The organism is Cupriavidus sp. HMR-1 (assembly GCF_000319775.1).
GTDB classification, from domain to species: domain Bacteria; phylum Pseudomonadota; class Gammaproteobacteria; order Burkholderiales; family Burkholderiaceae; genus Cupriavidus; species Cupriavidus metallidurans.
Genome location: NZ_ANKP01000062.1, coordinates 25,475 through 46,175 on the forward strand (window position 1 = coordinate 25,475; position 20,701 = coordinate 46,175).

Here is a 20,701-nt window from a genome sequence, read left to right on the forward strand (position 1 = left end):
GCTCCCGCGCATCGAACGCTACCTGCAATTTGTGGTGCCGGGAATGCGAATCCAGCCTCAGTTGAGTGCAAAGCAAGGTCCAGTGCAAAACCGGATAAATGCGATTTCCCTGCCGACCGGATTCCACTACTCTGCGCGCCGGATCGTTGTTCCTTGGTTGCACAAACCTTCGGAATTTAAGATCGCTTAATTGCGAATTTCGCGAATTAAATAGGATTGAATATGGCCGAGAGTTTTCAGAATGAAGTGCCTAAGGCGCGGGTCAACATCAAGCTAGACCTGCATACGGGTGGCACGCAGAAGAAAGTCGAGCTGCCACTGAAGCTGCTGGTGATTGGCGACTATAGCAACGGGCAGGAAACGCAAGCTCTCGCTGAGCGCGAGAAGGTGTCGATCAACAAGAACAACTTCAACTCCGTCCTCGCCGACTTCAACCCGAAGGCGCGGATCGCGGTCGAGAACACCCTCGCGCTGGATGGTTCGGAGTTGTCGGTCGATCTGGACTTCAAGTCCATGGATGACTTCCAGCCGGAAGTGGTCGCGAGCCGCGTGCCCGAGCTGCGGGCCCTGATGGCCGCACGCAACCTGCTGCGCGATCTCAAGTCGAATCTGCTCGACAACGCCATGTTTCGTCGCGAGCTCGAAAAGATCCTTAAGGACCCCGGTCTGTCCGAGCGCCTGCGGGCCGATCTGCAGAAGATCAGCGAGGCCGCACCGGCTTCCCAATCTGCCCAGTAACCCGACTTCTTGAGGATTGAACCCCATGGCCCAGCATGAAATGTCCCCCCGCGCCAACAGCGAAACTGACGCCGTCGTCCTGGACGCGCCGGGCAAGAGCGTCTACGAGTCCCTGTGCGAGAAAATCAACCTGACCCCGGTCAAGGCGACGCGCCCGATGGAGTCGTTCCAGAGCGCCGATGCACTATCCGAATCGTCGCTGGATGAGCGTGTCGCCCAGGCGATGACCGTGTTCCTGAAAATGATCCAGGACTCATCGCAACAGGTCGATCGCCTCGACAAGAGCCTGCTCGACTTCCATATCGCGCATCTGGACCAACAGATCAGCCAGCAGTTGGACGCGATCATGCACCATGAGACGCTCCAGCAAATCGAATCAGCGTGGCGCGGCCTGAAGTTCCTGGTCGACCGGACAGACTTCCGCAAGAACGTCAAGATCGAAGTGCTGGATGTGTCTAAGGACGCGCTGCGCCAGGATTTCGAGGACACCCCAGAGGTCATCCAGAGCGGGTTGTACCTGCACACCTACATTCAGGAGTACGACACCCCCGGCGGTGAACCCATCGGCTCGATCATCTCCAACTACGAGTTCGACCGCAGCCAGCAGGATATTGTCTTGCTGCGCAATATCTCCAAGGTGTCCGCCGCCGCCCATATGCCGTTCATCGGCTCGGTGTCGCCGAAGTTCTTTGGCAAGGACTCGATGGACGAGGTGGCCAGCATCCGCGATATCGGTAATTACTTCGATCGCGCCGAGTATCTGAAGTGGAAGAGCTTCCGCGATTCAGATGACGCCCGCTATATCGGCCTGACCCTGCCGCGCTTCCTCGCGCGTTTGCCCTATGGCCCGGATACGGTACCTGTGCGCGCCTTCAACTACACCGAAGCCGTCAAAGGGCCGGATCACAGCCGCTATCTGTGGGGCAACGCCTCGTTCGCCTTTGCCGTGAACATGGTGCATAGCTTCATCAAGAACGGCTGGTGCGTGCAGATCCGTGGCCCGCAGGCCGGTGGTCTCGTCGAGGATCTGCCGATCCACCTGTATGACCTGGGCACCGGTAATCAGGCCAAAATCCCGACCGAGGTGCTGATCCCAGAGACGCGCGAGTTCGAGTTCGCCAATCTGGGATTCATCCCGCTGTCGTACTACAAGAACCACGACTTCGCGTGCTTCTTCTCGGCCCACTCTGCCCAGAAGCCAGCGCTCTACGACACCAGAGAGGCTACGGCGAATAGCCGCGTCAATGCGCGCCTGCCATATATCTTCCTGCTGTCACGCATCGCCCACTACCTGAAACTGATTCAGCGCGAGAACATCGGTACCACCAAGGACCGCCGCGTGCTGGAGTTGGAGCTGAACACCTGGATCAAGACGCTCGTCACCGAGATGACAGATCCGGGCGATGAACTTCAGGCCTCGCACCCGCTGCGCGAAGCCAAGGTGATCGTCGAGGACATCGAAGACAACCCGGGCTTCTTCCGCGTCAAGCTCTTCATCGTGCCGCACTTCCAGATCGAAGGGATGGATATCAATCTATCGCTGGTCTCGCAGATGCCCAAGGCGAAAGCCGATCGACTGCTGTCGGCTTCGACGGCGATTTAGACAGCTCGCAGACATGTCGTAGGCCTGCCGCACGGTAGCTATGAGTCACCGTGCAGCGTCTCCCATGTGGAAAGGGTTGTTTCGGCGTATGAGCCGATCACGATGAATCGATCAAGATGAAGATAGCAAGGCCACTGTGGGCGCAGGGCATTTTCATGACCCCGCAGCATTTCCAGCAACAAGCGCTGTGGGAACAGTACACCAACGAGCACATTGCGCGCATCGCGAGCCCCGAGCCATGGGGTACGGTGCGGGTGGAGATCGATTCGCAGGCGCTATCCATCCATCGACTGATGGTCAATGCGCTGGCGATCCGCCTGCCGGATGGCACGGTGATCGACACGGACACTGTAGACCAGACCCCACCCACACGCGATCTCGCCGACGTGCCGTCCAACGTCGACAGCGTCGTGGTGCTGATCGGCCTGCCTCTGGTCGATACGCAAGGCGGCAACTGCGTCGAGACCGGCGAGCGGCCCGTCCGGCCGCGGCGCTTCCTGCGCGAGTATCTCGAAGTCGCCGACCTGCATGGGGAAGGCAAGGAAGAGATCAGTGTCGAGCGGCACGCACTGGCCCTGCTCTTCGATTTCGAGACGCACGGCGACTACGTGACCTGCCCGATCACGCGGCTGGTACGCACATCGCAGGGGCGTTTCGAACTCGATCCGGTGTTCGTGCCGCCATGCCTCTTGCTGTCAGCGAACGACCGGCTCACCGAGCGCATGCGCCGACTCTCGGAGATCCTGGCTGCCAAGAGCGCGAGCCTTGCTGTGCGCAGGCGTGAGCGTTCCGACCAGATTGCGGATTTTGCAGTCGCTGACGTCGCACTCTTTTGGCTATTGCACAGCGTGAACGGAACCTGGCCGGATTTGGCCCGCCTGTGCGCAGCACCGCAGCAGCATCCGGAGCGGCTTTATGCTGTTCTCTCCCGTCTGGCCGGGTCGCTCCTGACCTTCTCCACCACAGAAACGCTGCAGGCCATCCCGGCCTATGACCACCAGACGCCCGAACCGATGTTCGCGGAGCTGGAATCGCTTATCCGTACGCTCCTGGATACGGTGATTCCGTCGCGGGTCGTCCCTGTGGCGCTTGAGCAAATCCGGCCCACGGTCTGGATGGGCAAGATCCTCGACGAGCGGCTTGTCGAAGGCGCCGAATACTACCTGTCGGTCCAGGCGAGACTGCCCGCCCAGATACTGATCGAGCAACTGCCCCGTCTGTGCAAGGCCGGGGCGCCCGATGAGGTCGAACAGATCGTCAATTCGGCCTTGCCGGGGATTCCATTGCGAACCATGTCACGTCTGCCCGCGGCCATTCCGGTTCGGATCGAGAACCAATATTTCGCGCTCGACAGTGGCCATCCAGCATTCCAACGCATGCTGGCTGCTCGGGCCTGCCAGTTCTATGTCCCCGCTTCGGTGCAGGACATCTCCCTTGAGCTCTTTGCGGTATTGCCAGCATGACAACGCTGACCACCATTCTGCCCCTCGCCCTGCGCGACACCGCGCTCACCGTAACGGAGCTAGCCGATGACGCTGCGCCCGGCGATACCTTCGCAGTATTTCGAGAAAAGTGTCTCGATCAAGTGACCCGCCTGCGGGAGGAGTTCCAGGCCGCGGGCCACGCCCCGGCCGTGGCCGAGGATGCCGTCTATGCCCAGTGTGCCTTGTTGGACGAGTACGCATTGCGTTGGCTCGCCGGCGACGAGCGTAGCGCCTGGGAGCGCGAGCCATTGCAGGTCCAGGAGTTCCAGAGCCATAACGCGGGCGAGGAGTTGATTGCGCGCATCGAACGCAGGCTGGCGGAAGCGCAGCCGGTCATTCCCCTGCTGGTCGTCTTTTATACGGTACTGGGCTTGGGCTTCCAGGGCAAATTTGCGTTGGAGGGCAACGCCGCCCGCGAGGCGCTGGTGCACGCCATCGATGAGCGCCTCAAGCACGCCGGCGTGCAGAAGACTACCGGGCCGGTCATCGTCACCGCCGGCAAGGCGCGGGGATGGCGCGGCCTGTCGCCACTGGCCTGGGTAGCCATTGCACTGGTCAGTACTGGTCTGGTGTATTTTGCGCTGGATCGATGGCTGGCCGTCTCTATTGCCCGGCTGGCGAGCTAAAAGGGACGTCGTGACCGGCTACCCCTACCGCAGCCTGTTCGGCTGGATCGCGGCACTCGCGCTGGCCTGGCTGGCGTTCAGTTCGCCCTGGCGGCCTGCGTGGAACCTGTTACTCGGGGCATTCGTCATCGCGGTGGTAGCTACCGCCATCGTGGTAGCCACACGGCGCGTTCGCGCACGCCAACGCGCCTCCCGAGACGTGCTTGAGGCCATCAACGTGTTGCTGGATGCGCTGCCGGGCGATACTCGCCGTAACACGCCGTTGGCGCTGGTGGTGGGAGATCGCGACGGAGCGCCAGCGAGGGCATTCGGCGAGGCGTTGGTCCGGATCACCGATACAGCGATCTGGGTGCGCGTCGATGATGCAACGCGGCTAGCGGTTGTGGCCGACGCACTCAAGCGCTGGCGCGAAGGACAGGGCCCGGACGCCGTTGCCTGCCTGATTGCAGCGGACCACGCTCGCGACGCCGCCGCGCTGATCGTCGGACTCAGGCGCTGGCGTGTCGCCGTTGGCGAAGCCAGCCGGGCTGTTGGCTATTCCTTGCCCGTCTGCGTTGCCGTCTATGCCGAAGAAGCCGGCGGACCGGCCGACGATTGCGCGTGGTTCGGCGTGTCCGGCGGCACCGTCCCTTCAGCCGAAACGCTGTGCTCGCAGCTTTGGGATGGTCTCATGAGCTTGCCACAGGCGGCCGTCCCTGCAGACCGCGAGGCACGCATGCACCGTGCGGCCCGCCTCGACGCGCTAATCAGGTGGGCATCCGGCGCCTTGTTGCCGCCGTTGCGTGACGACGAGCGTAATGGCTTACGCAGCGGTCCCCCCGTCGATATCAGCGCGTTTGGGGTGACCGCCATCGACGGTGCGCCGGTCCCTGATTCTCTCTATGCGCGCTTCGTTACGCAAGTAACCGGGTTGGCACGCGGCACGGGAGTGGGGCGCAACGCGTCTTATCCCTTGCCGGAGCCGCTACTGCGTGGCATCGCCTTGCAGCCTGTGCAGCGGGCTATGCCGCGTGCAATAGCGCATGCACTCGCCTGGCTCGCGCTCGCCTTCTGCGCAGCGGCTGCGGCCTCCGCGTGGCAAAACCGTGCCCTGGTCGCACGTGTCATGACCGACATGGCTCGCTATCGAGTGATCGGCCCGGACCATGATGTTGCGCGCGTGGATGCACTACAGGCGCTCAAGCGGGACCGCGATGAGCTCGATCAATACGGCCGGTCCGGCGTGCCGCCTCGCCTCGGGTTGGGCTTCTACCGGGGTGCCGCACTGCTCGCGCCCCTCAATACTCTGATCGCCGCCTATCAACCCCCAGCGCCGCTGCCCGCGACCATCGAACTCGACAGCCTGTCGCTTTTCAAGAGCGGTAGCGCGCTGCTCAGCCCCGGCTCCAATCGCGTGCTGATCGGTGCGCTGGAGATGATCAAGGCCCATCCCGAGAAGCGCGTGCTCGTGGCTGGGCACACAGACTCGGTGGGAGATCCGCGAGCCAACCTGAAGCTTTCCGAAGCGCGCGCCGCGTCCGTGCGGGATTGGCTGGCGGACGCCGCCGACCTGCCGGTCACCCGCTTCGCCATCCAGGGCTACGGCGAGACCCGTCCCAAGGCTCCCAACGAATCGGAAGCCGGGCGCGCGGCCAACCGCCGTGTCGAGATCACGCTAATCCCCGATTGTCGCGACGAACATCACGACAACCGGGAATCCCTGGGCCATCCGGCCTGTTCATTGCAGTAGAAGGAGCAAGAAAAATGGCAATTCCCGCATATATGTGGATCAAGGACGACGGTGGCGCCGACATCAAGGGCTCGGTCACTGTCTCGGAGCGTGAGGGCAGCGTCGAAGTCGTGGCATTCAATCACTCGGTCAGCATCCCGACCGACGCCAACACCGGCAAGCTGACTGGCACACGCGTGCACATGCCGATCCTGTTCACCAAGGAAACTGACGCTTCGACCCCGTATCTGTACAAGGCGGTCACCAGCGGCCAGACGCTCAAGTCGATCGAGATCAAGTGGTACAGGATTGACGACGCCGGCAAGGAAAAGGAGTACTTCAACACCAAACTGGAGAACGTGAAGGTGGTTGGCGTCACGCCTAAGATGCTGGACATCAAGAACCCGGTTTTCGAGAAGCACAATCACCTCGAAGACGTCGAGCTGCGCTACGAGAAGATCACCTGGTCGTACAAGGACGGCAACATCATCCACGCCGACAGCTGGAACGAGCGCTCGTAAGCGCCACCGCAGCGATACGCCACCATGACCACCCGCGACTACTCTCCCTTTCTGCGACGCCTGAACGACCACTGCGCCCGTGCTCTGGCGAATGCAGCCAGTCTTTGCGAAACCCGCGCGCACCGTGACATCGAGGTGGAGCACTGGCTGATCAAACTGCTGGAGCAAGGCGAAGGCGACCTGCTTGCCATCCTGCGTCGCCACGAACTGGATGCCGATGGGATCTGGAACGGACTGTTGGCTGCGGTCGACCACCTGCCGCATGACCTCCGGGGCAAGCCGGGGCTATCGCAGCGCCTGGGCCAGTGGCTGGAGGCCGCGTGGATGCGTGCCTCGCTCGAATCCACGGCCCCGGGCATAGACAGATCGATTCGTTCGGCCCACTTGCTGGCGGCGCTGGCGGAGACGCCGCACCTGTTGCGCGCCCCGGATGCCTGGCCGCTGCTGAGCGTGTCTGCCGCGCAGATTGAGCGGCTGATGCCTGAACTGGACAAGATATCTGTCGAGGCAACATCGCCGGTCACGCCGAGCCAGGGACCGCCGAGCATCGCTACAAGGCGCCCTGCCGACCAGCCCGACAATTCAGCCCTCTCTCGTTTCACCACGGACGTCACGCAGAAGGCGCGCGATGGCAAGATCGACCCCGTGTTTGGCCGCGACTTCGAGATCCGGCAGATGGTCGATATCCTCGCCCGGCGCCGCAAGAACAATCCGATTCTGGTCGGCGAACCGGGGGTGGGCAAAACTGCGCTCGTCGAAGGGCTGGCGCTCAAGATCGCCGAAGAGGACGTGCCCGCAGCCATCCGGGACGTGACCGTACTCACCTTGGATATGGGCCTCCTGCAAGCCGGTGCGGGCGTCAAGGGCGAGTTCGAGCAGCGCCTCAAGAATGTCATTGAGGCCGTCCAGCAGTCGCCGACGCCCATTCTGCTTTTCATCGACGAGGCGCACACCCTGATTGGCGCCGGCAATACGGCCGGAGGCGCCGATGCCGCCAACCTGCTCAAGCCTGCACTGGCGCGGGGCGAATTACGCACGATCGCGGCGACCACCTGGTCCGAATATAAGCAGTACTTCGAGCGCGACGCGGCGCTGGAGCGCCGCTTCCAGATGGTCAAGGTCGATGAGCCCGATGATGAGAACGCCTGCCTGATGTTGCGCGGGCTCAAGGATCGGTACGCGCAGCACCACAACGTCCATATCACCGATGCCGCCGTCGCAGCCGCCGTCCGTCTTTCACGTCGCTATCTGATTGGGCGCCAGCTCCCCGACAAAGCGGTTGACCTGATCGACACGGCGGCTGCGCGGGTGCGCATGAGCCAGGAGGCCAGGCCCGTGGCGATCTGCACTCTTGAAGCCGAACGCGCAGCGCTGGGGGTCGAGTCCTCGGCGCTGCAGCAGGATCAGGGGGCCACCGGCGAGGACAAGCGCAATCGTCTGTCGGCCATCAAGACGCGCCTACGCGAGCTTGCCATCGAACTCGGACAGCTCGAGTCCGAATTTGCGAAGCAGAAAGACGCTGCCGACAAGCTGATGGTGCTGCGTGCCCAATGGCAGGCCGCGACCGACGCTTCCGAGCGCCACGATCTCGCGTCCTCCATTCAGGCCGCCCACCAGGTCCTGGCCGCGCACGGTCAGGCGACACTTCTACATGCAGAAGTTGCTGAGACTGTCGTAGCACAGGTAATCGCCGACTGGACCGGCGTGCCGGTTGACAACCTGTTGTCGAATGAACTGGCCACCCTGCTGGAACTGGAGGCACGCCTCGGACGGGTCGTGGTTGGGCAGGACGAGGCTCTTGCCGCGCTCGGCAAGAGCCTGCGCGCCGCCAAGGCGGGCTTGAAGTCCGAGGAGGCACCGCTGGGCGTCTTTCTCCTCGTGGGGCCTTCTGGGGTCGGCAAGACCGAAACGGCGCGGGCACTGGCCGATCTCATGTTCGGCGGTGAACGCTCGCTCATCACGATCAACCTGTCGGAGTATCAGGAAGCCCACACCGTATCGCAATTGAAGGGGTCGCCGCCGGGCTATGTCGGCTATGGCGAGGGCGGCATCCTGACTCAGGCTGTCCGTCAGCGACCCTACAGCGTGGTCCTCCTGGACGAGGTGGAGAAAGCCCATCGGGACGTGGTCAACCTGTTCTACCAGGTCTTCGATCGCGGCTTCATGCGCGATGGCGAAGGCCGGGTCATTGATTTCCGCAACACCGTCATCCTGATGACGTCGAATCTCGGCAGCGAGCAAATCCTGGCGGCCACCGACGCCGCAACGGAGGCTGGCGGGGAAATCCCCGCCAGCGCGCTGATGGAGACCATCCGGCCGCTCCTGATCGACCGCTTCCAGCCCGCGCTGCTGGCGCGCTTCCAGACCATTGTGTACCGGCCGCTCGCCGCCGAGGCCATGGCCACGATCGTACGGATGAAGCTAGCCAAGGTGGCCGAGCGCATCGAACGCCGGTTCGGCGTGCCGCTGTGCTGTGACGACGCCCTGGTGGCCGAACTGGTGCGCGCCTGTCTGTTGCCCGATTCCGGCGCACGCAATATCGACAACCTGCTCGACCAGCAGATCTTGCCCGTGCTGTCGCGTGAGTTACTGGTACGCATGACCAGCAAGCGGGCACCTGCATCTATCCGCCTTTCGTTCTCTGAGGACGACGGCATTGGGCTGGACTTCGATGATGCGGCAACCACCACAGAGGAACACGCGTGACGCGCGGCGGGCCAGGTCTCTTCGAAGCGGTTACCGGGTTCTTTGCGAATGGCGTTGCCGTTGACGAGTTAGATGCCTCGACCCAGACCTTCCTGTCGGTCCAGGACAACATCCAGCGCATCCTTAACAGTCGGCGCGGTGGCCTTGCGCATCTGCCTGACTACGGACTGGGAGATCTGTCCCGCATCTACCGCCACCTGCCTGCCTCGGCGCACACGCTCAAGCGGGAAATCGAGACGACGCTCCTGCGCTACGAGCCGAGATTGAAGGCCCTCGACCTCGAGATCGAGGAGCCCGAACCGGGCATGCTGTTGAGCTTCACGATGACCTGTCACTTGCATCAATCTGGACTGGTGCGATTCGGCACGCATTTCATGCCGGACGGCAAGACACGGCTCAAGCTGCTGAGGTCGGTGCACGATCATGACTAACCACCAATCCCCCCTGAGCGCTGCCAGGGATCTCAGCGGCACATGCCGCCGCACACTACTAAAGCACCGAACGCGCCGGCGGCAGCACCAACGACATTGCCGAACAACTGGCCAAACTGCTGCCCGAGGTGATTTGCAGCCCCGAGCGCATTCTGGATAGGCTGACCGCCGCTGCGGACGCGCTTGGAAAGGCGTTGTCCGCGATCTGAACGGCCAATGAAAAACCCCCGAGGGCTCGCGCTCTCGGGGGTTTTTCTCAGACAGGCTGATTGGCTCAGCAGTCCGGCATGAATTACATCATGCCTTCCATGCCGCCCATGCCGCCCATGCCGCCCGGCATTGCCGGAGCCGACTCTTCCTTCGGCGATTCGGCCACTGCGCAGTCGGTCGTCAGCATCAGCGAAGCCACCGAAGCGGCGTTCTGCAGCGCGGTGCGGGTCACCTTGGTCGGATCCAGCACGCCCATTTCCACCAGGTCGCCGTACTCGCCCGAAGCCGCGTTGTAACCGTAGTTACCCTTGCCTTCGATAACCTTGGCCACCACGACCGAAGCTTCTTCACCAGCGTTCAGCACGATCTGGCGCAGCGGCTCTTCCATGGCGCGCAGCACGATCTTGATACCGGCGTTCTGGTCGGGGTTCTCGCCGTGCAGGCCAGCGATCGCAGCACGAGCACGCAGCAGGGCCACACCACCGCCCGGGACGATGCCTTCTTCCACGGCAGCACGGGTAGCGTGCAGTGCATCTTCCACGCGTGCCTTCTTTTCCTTCATTTCGACTTCGGTGGCTGCACCAACCTTGATCACGGCAACACCGCCGGCCAGCTTGGCCACGCGCTCTTGCAGCTTCTCACGGTCGTAGTCCGAGGTCGCCTCTTCGATCTGGGCGCGGATTTGCTTCACGCGGCCTTCGATCGCCGATGCGTCGCCGGCGCCGTCGATGATGATGGTGTTTTCCTTGCCGATCTCGATGCGCTTGGCCTGGCCCAGGTCCTGCAGCGTGGCCTTTTCCAGCGTCAGACCGATTTCCTCGGCGATCACGGTACCGCCGGTCAGGATGGCGATGTCTTCCAGCATGGCCTTGCGGCGGTCGCCGAAGCCCGGAGCCTTCACGGCGGCGGTCTTCAGGATGCCACGGATGTTGTTCACCACCAGCGTGGCCAGGGCTTCGCCTTCCACGTCTTCAGCGATGATCAGCAGCGGGCGGCCAGCCTTGGCCACTTGCTCCAGCACCGGCAGCAGGTCACGGATGTTCGAGACCTTCTTGTCGAACAGCAGAACGAACGGGCTGTCCAGTTGAACAACCTGCTTTTCCGGGTTGTTGATGAAGTACGGCGACAGGTAGCCACGGTCGAACTGCATACCTTCCACGACTTCCAGCTCGTCGGCCAGCGACTTGCCGTCTTCGACGGTGATCACGCCTTCCTTGCCAACCTTGTCCATGGCTTCGGCAATGCGCTCGCCGATCGAGGCGTCGCTGTTGGCCGAGATCGCGCCAACCTGGGCGATTTCCTTGCTGGTGGTCGTCGGCTTGCTCAGCTTCTTCAGCTCTTCGACGGCGGCGCCAACGGCCTTGTCGATGCCGCGCTTCAGGTCCATCGGGTTCATGCCGGCGGCAACGAACTTCATGCCTTCGCGCACGATCGACTGGGCCAGCACGGTTGCGGTGGTGGTACCGTCACCGGCGTTGTCGCTGGTCTTGGAAGCCACTTCCTTGACCATCTGCGCGCCCATGTTCTGCAGCTTGTCCTTCAGTTCGATTTCCTTGGCCACGGACACGCCGTCCTTGGTCACGGTCGGGCCGCCGAAGCTGCGCTCCAGCACCACGTTGCGGCCCTTCGGGCCCAGGGTCACCTTCACTGCGTTGGCGAGGATGTTCACGCCTTCGACCATCTTGGCACGGGCGGCGTCGCCGAACACTACGTCTTTTGCTGCCATGTTCTGAATCTCCGAATCTGGATGGATGCGTCCCGCTGGATTGTCAGGGGGACGATCGGGAATTGGGTGGCTTGTGGGCGTCGATTACTTGTTGACGACAGCCATGATGTCTTCTTCGCGCATGACCAGCAGTTCCTGGCCATCCACCTTCACGCCCTGGCCGGCGTACTTGCCGAACAGCACGCGGTCACCCACCTTGACGTCGAGGGCGATGTTGTTGCCCTTGTCATCCTTCTTGCCAGGGCCAATCGCCAGCACTTCGCCTTGATCGGGCTTCTCGGCAGCATTGTCGGGAATCACGATGCCGGATGCGGTCTTGGTTTCATTGTCCAGACGCTTCACGATCACGCGGTCGTGCAGAGGACGCAGGTTCATACGGACTCCTAGATACAAAAGTGAGTGTTAAATCACAAAATGGTCGTCTGATAGCGACGACCATCGGGTTTCGGGTACCGCGGGGGCGACTGTTAGCACTCTCCCCCAGCGAGTGCTAATTATAGGGACGGGGTATTTCGTTTTCAAGACGCGGGCTGAATGGGGGTTTTCCCGTACAGATCACAAGAATGCGCCGAGGGAAACAGTCCCAGCCGATGAATGCGCCCCATAGATCACACAAAAATCTGGTCCTCCCACCCCGAATTCCCTAGTTCTTGGGATTCCCTGTAGTTGTTGCAATTTGTAACTTCGAGGCTTTGCCGCCCTCTGGGGCATTCGCAGCCACCGGGGAGGCCGCACCTTGAACCACATCTATCGACTTGTCTGGAATCGCACGCTGTGCGCATTGAAGGTGGCGCCGGAAACGGCCGGAAGCCAGGGCTCGGGAGGCACGGGCACCGCAACCATCGCCCCAACGGCTTCCCGGCGGCGTGCCGGCTGGAGCGTCGGCTTGCCGGCACTGTCGGCGCTTTCCGCGGGCCTGCTCCCCGCCATTGCGATGGCTGCCACACCGATTGCCGGAACGCTGCCAACCGGCTCGGTCTGGATCAGCGGGAGCGGGACTGTCAACTCGACAGGGACCACCACGACGGTCAATCAATATTCGTCATCGGGCACGATCAACTGGTCCTCTTTCGATGTCGCTTCGAACAGTACGGTCAATTTCACGCCGAATACGGGTGCGAGCGCCGTCACCCTCAACAACATTTCTGGCACTACGGCCAGCCAGATCTACGGAACCGTGTCGGCAGCCGGGCAGACGATCCTTGCCAATGCAAACGGCCTGGTTTTCGGTGGCACGACATCAGCCGGCGGACTTCTCGCCACCTCGCTCGGTGTTTCCGCCCCTGCCACGACGGGAGGCAGCTACAGCCTTGATGCAGCGGCCATGCGCGGCACCGTAGCGTTTGCTGGCGGTGCAACGTTCATTGGCAACTCCGCGGCACTCGTCGGCGCCGGCGTGTCGAACAATGGCGTGCTGACGGCCAATGGCGGGCGAATCAGCCTGGTGGCCGCGGACCACGCAACGATGACGTTCGACGACAAGGGTCTGATGAATGTTGCCATTGCCGGCGCACTGAGCACCGCGCAGGGCGGCACCGCGGTCGTCAATACCGGAACCCTCCAGGCAACCGGCGGCACGATCATCATGGCGGCAGCAGCCCAGCCGGGGTTGTACGGCACGCTAGTCAACAACAGCGGCGTCATCATCGCGAATGGTGGAAACGTCAGCCTCAGCGCAATAGGGGGCGCCGTAGTCAACAACGGCAGCATCGACGTCTCGCAGGGTGGCCAGTCCCAAGCTGGGCAGGTTCAGATCACGTCAGACGCCGCCGTGATCCTGGGGGGCAACATCGACGCGTCGGGCACGACGACGGGCGGCTCGATTGCCATCTCGGGTGGTAGTGTCCAGCTCGGTGGCACGCTGACCGCCGGGACAGGCCAGATCAGCCTGCAATCGTTGGGGGACGTCCTCCAGACCTGGGGCAGCCTGACAGCGGGAACCCTGACAGGCAGCGCCGTCGGCAGCATGAAGCTCGACCAGAGCAGCAACAGCATCGCCGCGCTCGGGCCGATCAGCACGGGCAGCGACTTCGCGTTGACCACGACCCGTTCGCTTGGACAATCCGGCCCGTTGTCGATCGGTGGCGATACCACGATCAACGCAGGCACGAACGCCATTACGCTGACCAACGCCAGCAATTCGTTCGGTGGCGCGGTAAACCTGACCGGTGGCACCACGCAGATCACCAGTGCCGCGGGACTGAACTTGGGCACCGTCAACGCCGGCACATTGACCGCCACAAGCACGGGTGCGTTGGTCTTCGGCACCACCGCCGTGAACGGCAGCCTGTCGGCAACGAGCAACCGCGGCTTCATCATGCAAAACGGTGCGCTCACCATTGCGGGCAACAGCACCTTCAATGCCGGCACGGGCGCTATCTCGCTAACCAACATGGGAAACTGGTTTGGTGGCACCGTGAACCTGACCGGTGGCGCCACGATAATCAGCAGCGCCTCGGCCCTGACCTTCGGTAACGTCAATACGGATACATTGCTTGCCACGAGCCTGGGTCCAATGAACCTTGGCACCGGCACGGTGCGTGGCTACCTGTCGGCATCCACCAACGACAATGCCATCACCCAAAGCGGAGCGCTCAGCGTTGCCGGTAGCACCACCATCAGCGCCGGCACTGGCGCCATCACGTTGACCGACGCGAGCAACAGCTTTCAGGGCCCGATCGCTGCAACGGGGTCCAGCGTGGCATTGCGCGCGGCTGGCGATCTGCGCGTCTCGGCGCTAAACAACAGCACGAACGGCGCGGTCAGCCTGACCGCTGGCGGGGCGTTGACGCTACCGGTATCGGCAATCAACACCGGCACGAGCAATCTGCAACTCGCGGCCAACGGCGGCACGTTGCTAGCCAATGCCGCGTTGAGCGGCAGCAATATCACGATCTCTGCCCGCGACAGCATCGCGCTGTACGGGCCAGTGACGGCCAGCGGACAACTCGCGCTCAGTACAAGCACCGGCCAGTGGATCTTCGCGCTGGGGGACGTGCAGGCCGCCACCACGCAAATCGGCAGCGGCACACTGCGCATCGGCAACGGCACCACCACCGGCAGCATTGGCGGCAACGTGGTCAACAGCGGCACACTGATGTTCAACCGGACCGACAGCATCGGCTATGCCGACGTCATCAGCGGCACCGGGAATCTCGTCCAGCAAGGCACCGGCACCTTGACCCTGACTGGCGTCAACACCTACACCGGCGCGACACAGGTCGCCGGCGGCACGCTTGCCCTGTCCGGCGCGGGCAGTATCGCCAACTCCAGCGGTGTGCAAGTCGATGCGGCGGGCATCCTCGACATCTCCGGCATCACCGCCGCGCAGGCCAGCTTCGGCAGCCTGAGCGGCGCTGGCCAGATCAAGCTGGGCGCCAGAACGCTGGCAACGGGCGGTGACAACAGCAGCGGCACCTTGTCGGGCGCGATCTCGGGCACGGGCGGCTTGCTCAAGACCGGCAGCGGCACGCTGACGCTTGGCGGCGACAACAGCTTCAGTGGCGGCACCGCGCTCAAGCAAGGACGCATCGACCTTGGCAGCAACGGCGCGCTGGGGACCGGCACACTCTCGATGGATGACGGCACCACGCTCGGCATTGCCACCGATGGGCTGCGCATCGCCAATGCGATCCGCCTGACGGGCAGCAACGATCCTGTGATCGACACTGGCGCCTTCAATGCCACGCTCGCCGGGGCCATCAGTGGTTCGGGCTTTCTCACCAAGAACGGCAGTGGCGCCTTGACGCTTGCCGGCGCCAACGACTACACCGGGGCCACCAACGTTGCGGCCGGCACGCTGCGGGCGGGAGCGGCCAACACCTTCAGCGCGGCATCCGTTCACACGGTGGCCAGCGGCGCCACGCTGGATCTCGCCGGTTTCAGCCAGAGCGTCGCGGGACTGAACAACGGGGGCGTGGTCTCGCTGATGGGCACGACACCCGGCGCGACCTTGACGGTGACGGGCCCCTACACGGGCAACAACGGCACGCTGCGCATGGGCACTGCGCTCGGCGACAGCACCGGCGTGAGTGACCGGCTGATCCTCAGCGGCCCCGCCGCCGTCGCCAGCGGTCAGACCACGCTGCAGATCTCCAACCTGAATGGGCTTGGCGCGCTGACCGCGGGCAACGGCATCGAGGTGATCAGCGCCGTCAATGGCGCCAGCACCACGGCGCAGACCAGCAAGAGCGCGTTCGTGCTCGCAGGTGGCCATGTAGATGCCGGCGCCTACCAGTACCGCCTGTACGCTGCCGACGCCAAGGGATCGGGCGAGAACTGGTATCTGCGCTCCAATGGCGAGACCACCGAAACCACCCCGACCACCGAACCTGCGGACCCGCCCGTCACGACCTACCGTGCCGAAGCCGCGTTGTACGCGGCGCTGCCGAGTCAACTGCGCCAGAGCAACCTTGCCATGATCGGCAACCTGCACCAGCGCGTGGGCGATGACGACCCGAGGTCCGCCACATCGGGCACCCTATCCGGCACCCCATCGGGCACCCCTGCCGGTCGCGATCGCCGGGCATGGGCCCGCGTGCTGACCACCGATGTCGACGTCAGCCAGGACGGCACGGTGGCGCCCAAGAGCAAGGGCCGGTTGACCGGCTTCCAGGCCGGCACGGATTTGCTGGCCACGCAGGACTGGCGCGCTGGCCTCTACGTCGGCCAGCTGGATGGCAACGTAAGCGTCAATGGCTTCATCGGCGGCATCGACAATGCTGGCGCCGGCCGCAACGATCTGCACAACCAGTATCTGGGCTTCTACGGCACGTATGCCGGGGACAGCGGCATCTACGCCGACGCGGTGCTGCAGTTGGGCCGTCACCGCTACACGGTGACGCCAGCGTCCAGCTCCGGGGTCGAGACCAAGGGGGACAGCCTGCTGGCATCGCTGGAACTGGGACGCGCCTTTCCACTTGGCGGCAGCGCCTGGAGCATCGAACCCCAGTTGCAGGTGATTCACCAACGCATTCACCTCGACAACGCGCAGATCCCCGGAGCAATGGTCCAGACCGACGTGAACAGCAGCTGGCTCGCGCGCGTCGGCGCGCGGGTGAAGGGTGAAATGGAGGCAGGCTCCGCCGCGTTGCGGCCATATGGCCGCGTCAACCTCTACATGGCATCGAACGGTAGCGACGTCGCCCGCTTCACAAACCCGGCCGCCACCACCGACATCGTGGCAGCGACCGGCGGCACGAGCATCGAGGTGGCCGCGGGCCTAACCGCGGCCCTGAACCGGCGCTTCAGCCTGTACGGCGAGGTCGGCAGGATCTGGGCCGCCGGCGGCAATGCCAAGGTCAGAAACTCGATCCTTGGCTCCGCCGGGTTGCAGGTCAAGTGGTAGGCCAGTGCCACCAGCATCGAGCGGGATATGAACGGCCAGCACGGTCCCCTCTCCCGTTGATCGCACGCTGAACGTGCCGCCAAGGCGCTCGGTACGCGCCCGCATGCTGCGCATGCCCGCACCGGCGTGCCGCCCGGCGGCGGCCGGATCGAAGCCAACGCCGTTATCGCTGACCAACAGCTCCAGCCCGCGCGTGCCGACGCGTACCGCGACGTCCGCGCGGCTGGCCTTGCTGTGCTTCATCACGTTGGTCAGTGCTTCCTGCAAGGTCCGCATGACATCGAGAATCCGCGAATTCGGCAGATGGCATTGCTCAAGGCCATCGAGCTGCCAATGACACGCGATGTCATGGCTCTCCAGCAACCGGCTAAGGCGGTGGCGCAGCGGCACGATCTGCCCCGCCAGCGCCGGCTCGCCGAACTGCTGGCTGGCGGTCGTATCGACGATGATGCGCAGGTCATCGCGCAACGCCCGGAGCATCGACAGCACCTGCCCGGGCGGGATGTCATGCGGGCTGCGCTCCAGCGTGGCGATGCCGCTGACGAGTGTGCCGCCGAGCCCGTCGTGCAGGTCGTGCGCCAGATTGAGCCTCTCGTTGAGCCGCGCGTTGGCAACCTCGTACTCGCGTTGGCGCCCCAGGTTGACGACGAGTTCGGCCTTGGCTTCGGAAACCTTGCCGTGCAACTCGTCGTTGAACCGTTCGATCCGACGCAGGTTGGCCACGAAGCGCCATGCCAGCACCAGCGCCATAGCGATCATCTGGACCTGCGAAGTCAGCGCCGCGTAGTAGGCGTTGTCCGTCAGGATGCCGAGAAAGGACAGCAGGTCGTGCACCGCCGCGACGAGGAAGATGGCGATGCAAACCGACAGGATGCGATGATCGGTGCGGCCATGACGCCAGGCGAAGCCCAGGAACACGATGCACGTCGCGAAGAAGACGCACGCTGCCCACAGCGTGAGCACATTGCGCACCGTGGACAGGGATTCGGTCGGCGCCCAGATCACCGCCGCCGCTCCCACCGCGGCAAGCAGCCAGAGTCCGCCCTCGACACGCGGCAGACGCCGCTCGCAGAACCGCGCCATGGATAACATGTACGCGACGCTGTAGACCAGCAGCGCGACGGTGTTCGCACGCTCCCAGGCGTCGGTACTCGCGAACGGCCAGGTGGTAGTCGCCACCTGGTTCAGCGCCACGCACCACCAGGCCAGCGACATCAGGCTGAACCATCCGTAAGCCGCTTCCTGCCGACGCATCACCCAGAGCGAAAAGAAGAGGCAGCCAAGCGCGACGGTGACGGCAAGGCTGATCAGTTGCAGATCGTGCCGCAGCCAGTACGCGCGATCGTATGCGGGCCGCAGGTGTTCAGGGGCGGCGATCGATACGGGCCCGAGGCCAGGCTGGTAGGCCGACAACCCCGAGACGCGAACCAGCAGCGTGTTGGCGCCCTCTCGCAGCAGCGCGGCAGGCAGCAACTGGTAGCGCGGGGTATTCCAGGCACGCGTGAGCGGTTCGACCAGGCTCGTGTCGCGCATCAACAGGCTGCCATTGAGATAGACCGCGCCGGCCATGTTCAGGTAGTCGAGCAGCAGCGCCACGGGCTGGCGCGGGTCAGAGCCCTGCCAGCTCAGGCGATACCAGACCACACCGTCGAAGCCGGGCCAGCGCGTGGACCAGATGTCCGGCAACGACACGGGCACCCAGCCCGTGGCGGGCGGGCCATCGTCCTGCCAGGTCGACTGTGCGGCTTCGATTCGGGTAAAGGTGACGGCCTCCGATTGCGCCCGGGCGCTGGCTGCGCCGGCAAGCAGCACGACGCCGCAGATCAGCGCAATAAGCCAGAGGCACGCGCCTCGAAGACGGCCTGGGTGCGGGAGTGAACTGCCAGTTTCTTGTATGTGTTTCTGATATGGCATTCGACCGTCAACTTTGATAAGGACAGCACCTCCGCAATTTCCCGATTGGTCAGACCCTTGCTTACCAGCGAGAGGATTTCTATTTCTCGCGCGCTCAGTGGCGACGCACCGACCATTGGCTCGGCCTGGACTTCCGCGCCGCCAGCCAGCGGCGCCATCTTGCCAGCCAGATCGAGAATGCGCCTGGCCACGAAGGGGTCGATCGGCGCACCACCCCGCAGCGCGCTGCGAATCGACAGGATGATCTCGACGTCGTCGCGCTCCTTGAGCAGGTAGCCGGTGGCACCGGCCTGCAGCGCGCTTACGATGACCCGTTCCGTATTCCACGTGGAGATTACCAAAATTGGCAAGGCCGGGTCTTGCTCGTGCATCACCCGAATGAGGTCGATACCGTTGCCGTCGGGCAACCCCACGTCAACCAGCGCCATGGCGAACGGCTGCGTGGCCAGCAACGTGTTGGCAGCCTCGAGGCTGCCGGCAAACCATATGGCGTCGTCGCTATAACCCAGTGCGGCCAGGATCGTGCGTAGCCTGGACTGCATCGGCGGCTCGTCTTCAACGACCAGCAGGGGCGCTGGCAATACCGATTCAGCCGTGTCGGGCAAGGGTTGGATCATGGGGTGACAGTGGTGGGGGGCGGCCTGAGTGTAGCCGTACTACCGCCGGGCTTGGCGAACGCCCGGACGATTCCGGACGAGGTCATGCCAGCCTGCCAGAAACGGGCCGTATGTGGCATCCCCGATTACAGGTAGCCGGGGATACCGGCGATGCGGCGTCAAGAGGCTTCGGAACCCTCGGCGGGGCCTTCAGCGGAGCCCGCCGCCCCGCCCGCCGCCTGCACCCGCGCCAGCGCCGCGCTGACCTCGCCATAGAACTGCCCCAGCGCGGCGGCATGCAGGTTCTGCGGCTGCAGCGCGGGCCACAGCAGGGCGATCATGTCTTGCGTGGTGCGGTCAATGTCGACCGGGCGGCCGCTCACGATGGCATCCCAGAGAATGTGCTCCATCGGGCCCAGGATGGCCGAACGCATCAGCCGCAACGGCATGTCGGCCCGGATCTCCCCACCCGCCTGCGCGGCAGCCAGCAGCGCCATCAGCGGCGCCGTGTAGCGCCGTTGCAACGGCACGAACACCTCGTCGAGCCCCTGCCCCTTGGCGCGCCCTTCCGACAGCACCAGCGCGCACAGGCCGGTGCCATGGATCAGGAACAGCCGCAGGTGCGTGCCGATAAAGAACTCCAGTTGCGCCCGGGCGGTGCCCTCGCGCGGCATGCCGCCCTCCATCGCCGCGATGATCTCGTCGTACCAGTCCTGGATCACGCGGACACACAGGTCCCGCTTGCTGTGGAAGTACGTGAAGATCGTGCCCTCGGAAATCCCCAGGCGCTGCGCGATCTCGGTCGTGGTCGCCCGCTCGTAGCCAAGCGCCGAGAACACTTCGCGGCCCACGCGCAGGATGTCGCGAATACGCTGCTCCGCCTTGGCGCCTGCCGGGATACGACGCTGATTCACGATCTGCTGCATTTGCGGTCCCTGTTGCGTAACCTGAACGGTGATGGCCCGGAATTATAGGGCGCGAGCGGCGCTCGGCACGCCTGTCCGACCGCGTTCGCCCGAAAGTTGAATACCACTCAAATTTCGTTTGCCCTTTGACTCAGCAGAGTATACAGTCTCCGCATCGTATTCCTA

General features: G+C 63.8%; 13 protein-coding genes and 1 pseudogene. 9 read left to right on the forward strand and 5 right to left on the reverse strand.

The features are described 5' to 3' along the window. Positions 1 to 222 precede the first annotated feature (222 nt). From tssB to tssE, 8 genes are all read left to right on the forward strand, one after another. Positions 223 to 738, forward strand: coding sequence for a type VI secretion system contractile sheath small subunit (tssB, locus tag D769_RS09735; protein WP_008644485.1), 516 nt, complete (start codon positions 223 to 225; stop codon positions 736 to 738). Between the two features lie 25 nt (positions 739 to 763). Beyond that, the gene (tssC, locus tag D769_RS09740; RefSeq protein ID WP_008644486.1) at positions 764 to 2,341 is read left to right on the forward strand and encodes a type VI secretion system contractile sheath large subunit; all 1,578 of its coding nucleotides are present in this window, start codon (positions 764 to 766) and stop codon (positions 2,339 to 2,341) included. 116 nt (positions 2,342 to 2,457) lie between these two features. After that, positions 2,458 to 3,804, forward strand: a complete 1,347-nt coding sequence (gene tssK / locus D769_RS09745) for a type VI secretion system baseplate subunit TssK (RefSeq protein WP_081596785.1) — start codon at positions 2,458 to 2,460, stop codon at positions 3,802 to 3,804. After that, positions 3,801 to 4,451 carry a DotU family type IV/VI secretion system protein gene (locus D769_RS09750; RefSeq protein ID WP_008644488.1) on the forward strand — a complete coding sequence of 217 codons (651 nt, stop codon included), beginning with the start codon at positions 3,801 to 3,803 and terminating at the stop codon, positions 4,449 to 4,451. The genes tssK and D769_RS09750 overlap by 4 nt, the downstream gene beginning before the upstream one ends. A gap of 10 nt (positions 4,452 to 4,461) precedes the next feature. Further along, positions 4,462 to 6,180 carry an OmpA family protein gene (locus D769_RS09755; protein ID WP_008644489.1) on the forward strand — a complete coding sequence of 573 codons (1,719 nt, stop codon included), beginning with the start codon at positions 4,462 to 4,464 and terminating at the stop codon, positions 6,178 to 6,180. A gap of 14 nt (positions 6,181 to 6,194) precedes the next feature. Then, entirely contained in the window at positions 6,195 to 6,680 is a 486-nt protein-coding gene (locus tag D769_RS09760) for an Hcp family type VI secretion system effector (RefSeq protein WP_008644490.1), read from the forward strand. Between the two features lie 24 nt (positions 6,681 to 6,704). Then, on the forward strand, positions 6,705 to 9,386 hold the full coding sequence (gene tssH / locus D769_RS09765; protein WP_008644491.1) for a type VI secretion system ATPase TssH: 2,682 nt from the start codon (positions 6,705 to 6,707) through the stop codon (positions 9,384 to 9,386). Beyond that, positions 9,383 to 9,817, forward strand: coding sequence for a type VI secretion system baseplate subunit TssE (tssE, locus tag D769_RS09770; protein WP_008644492.1), 435 nt, complete (start codon positions 9,383 to 9,385; stop codon positions 9,815 to 9,817). The genes tssH and tssE overlap by 4 nt, the downstream gene beginning before the upstream one ends. A 292-nt stretch (positions 9,818 to 10,109) precedes the next feature. On the opposite strand, the gene groL is transcribed toward tssE, so the two are convergent. Together groL and groES are read right to left on the reverse strand one after the other, a co-directional pair. Further along, on the reverse strand, positions 10,110 to 11,753 hold the full coding sequence (gene groL / locus D769_RS09775) for a chaperonin GroEL (protein ID WP_008644493.1): 1,644 nt from the start codon (positions 11,751 to 11,753) through the stop codon (positions 10,110 to 10,112). 84 nt (positions 11,754 to 11,837) lie between these two features. Continuing rightward, a complete protein-coding gene (groES, locus tag D769_RS09780; protein ID WP_008644494.1) occupies positions 11,838 to 12,128 on the reverse strand; it encodes a co-chaperone GroES in 291 nt (96 codons plus the stop codon). Positions 12,129 to 12,489: 361 nt separating this feature from the next. Here groES and D769_RS30970 point away from each other — a divergent pair. After that, a pseudogene (locus tag D769_RS30970) lies at positions 12,490 to 17,037 on the forward strand (autotransporter outer membrane beta-barrel domain-containing protein); the annotation flags it as partial. Here D769_RS30970 and D769_RS09785 read toward each other — a convergent pair. The 3 genes from D769_RS09785 to D769_RS09795 form a co-directional block, all read right to left on the reverse strand. Further along, on the reverse strand, positions 16,975 to 18,912 hold the full coding sequence (locus D769_RS09785; protein ID WP_008644505.1) for a 7TM diverse intracellular signaling domain-containing protein: 1,938 nt from the start codon (positions 18,910 to 18,912) through the stop codon (positions 16,975 to 16,977). The pseudogene D769_RS30970 and the gene D769_RS09785 overlap by 63 nt on opposite strands. 11 nt (positions 18,913 to 18,923) lie before the next feature. Next, positions 18,924 to 19,631: a response regulator transcription factor gene (locus tag D769_RS09790; RefSeq protein ID WP_008644506.1), complete on the reverse strand. Its 708-nt coding sequence runs from the start codon at positions 19,629 to 19,631 to the stop codon at positions 18,924 to 18,926. A 158-nt stretch (positions 19,632 to 19,789) separates the two neighbouring features. Beyond that, positions 19,790 to 20,536, reverse strand: a complete 747-nt coding sequence (locus D769_RS09795; RefSeq protein WP_008644507.1) for a TetR/AcrR family transcriptional regulator — start codon at positions 20,534 to 20,536, stop codon at positions 19,790 to 19,792. Positions 20,537 to 20,701: the final 165 nt, after the last annotated feature.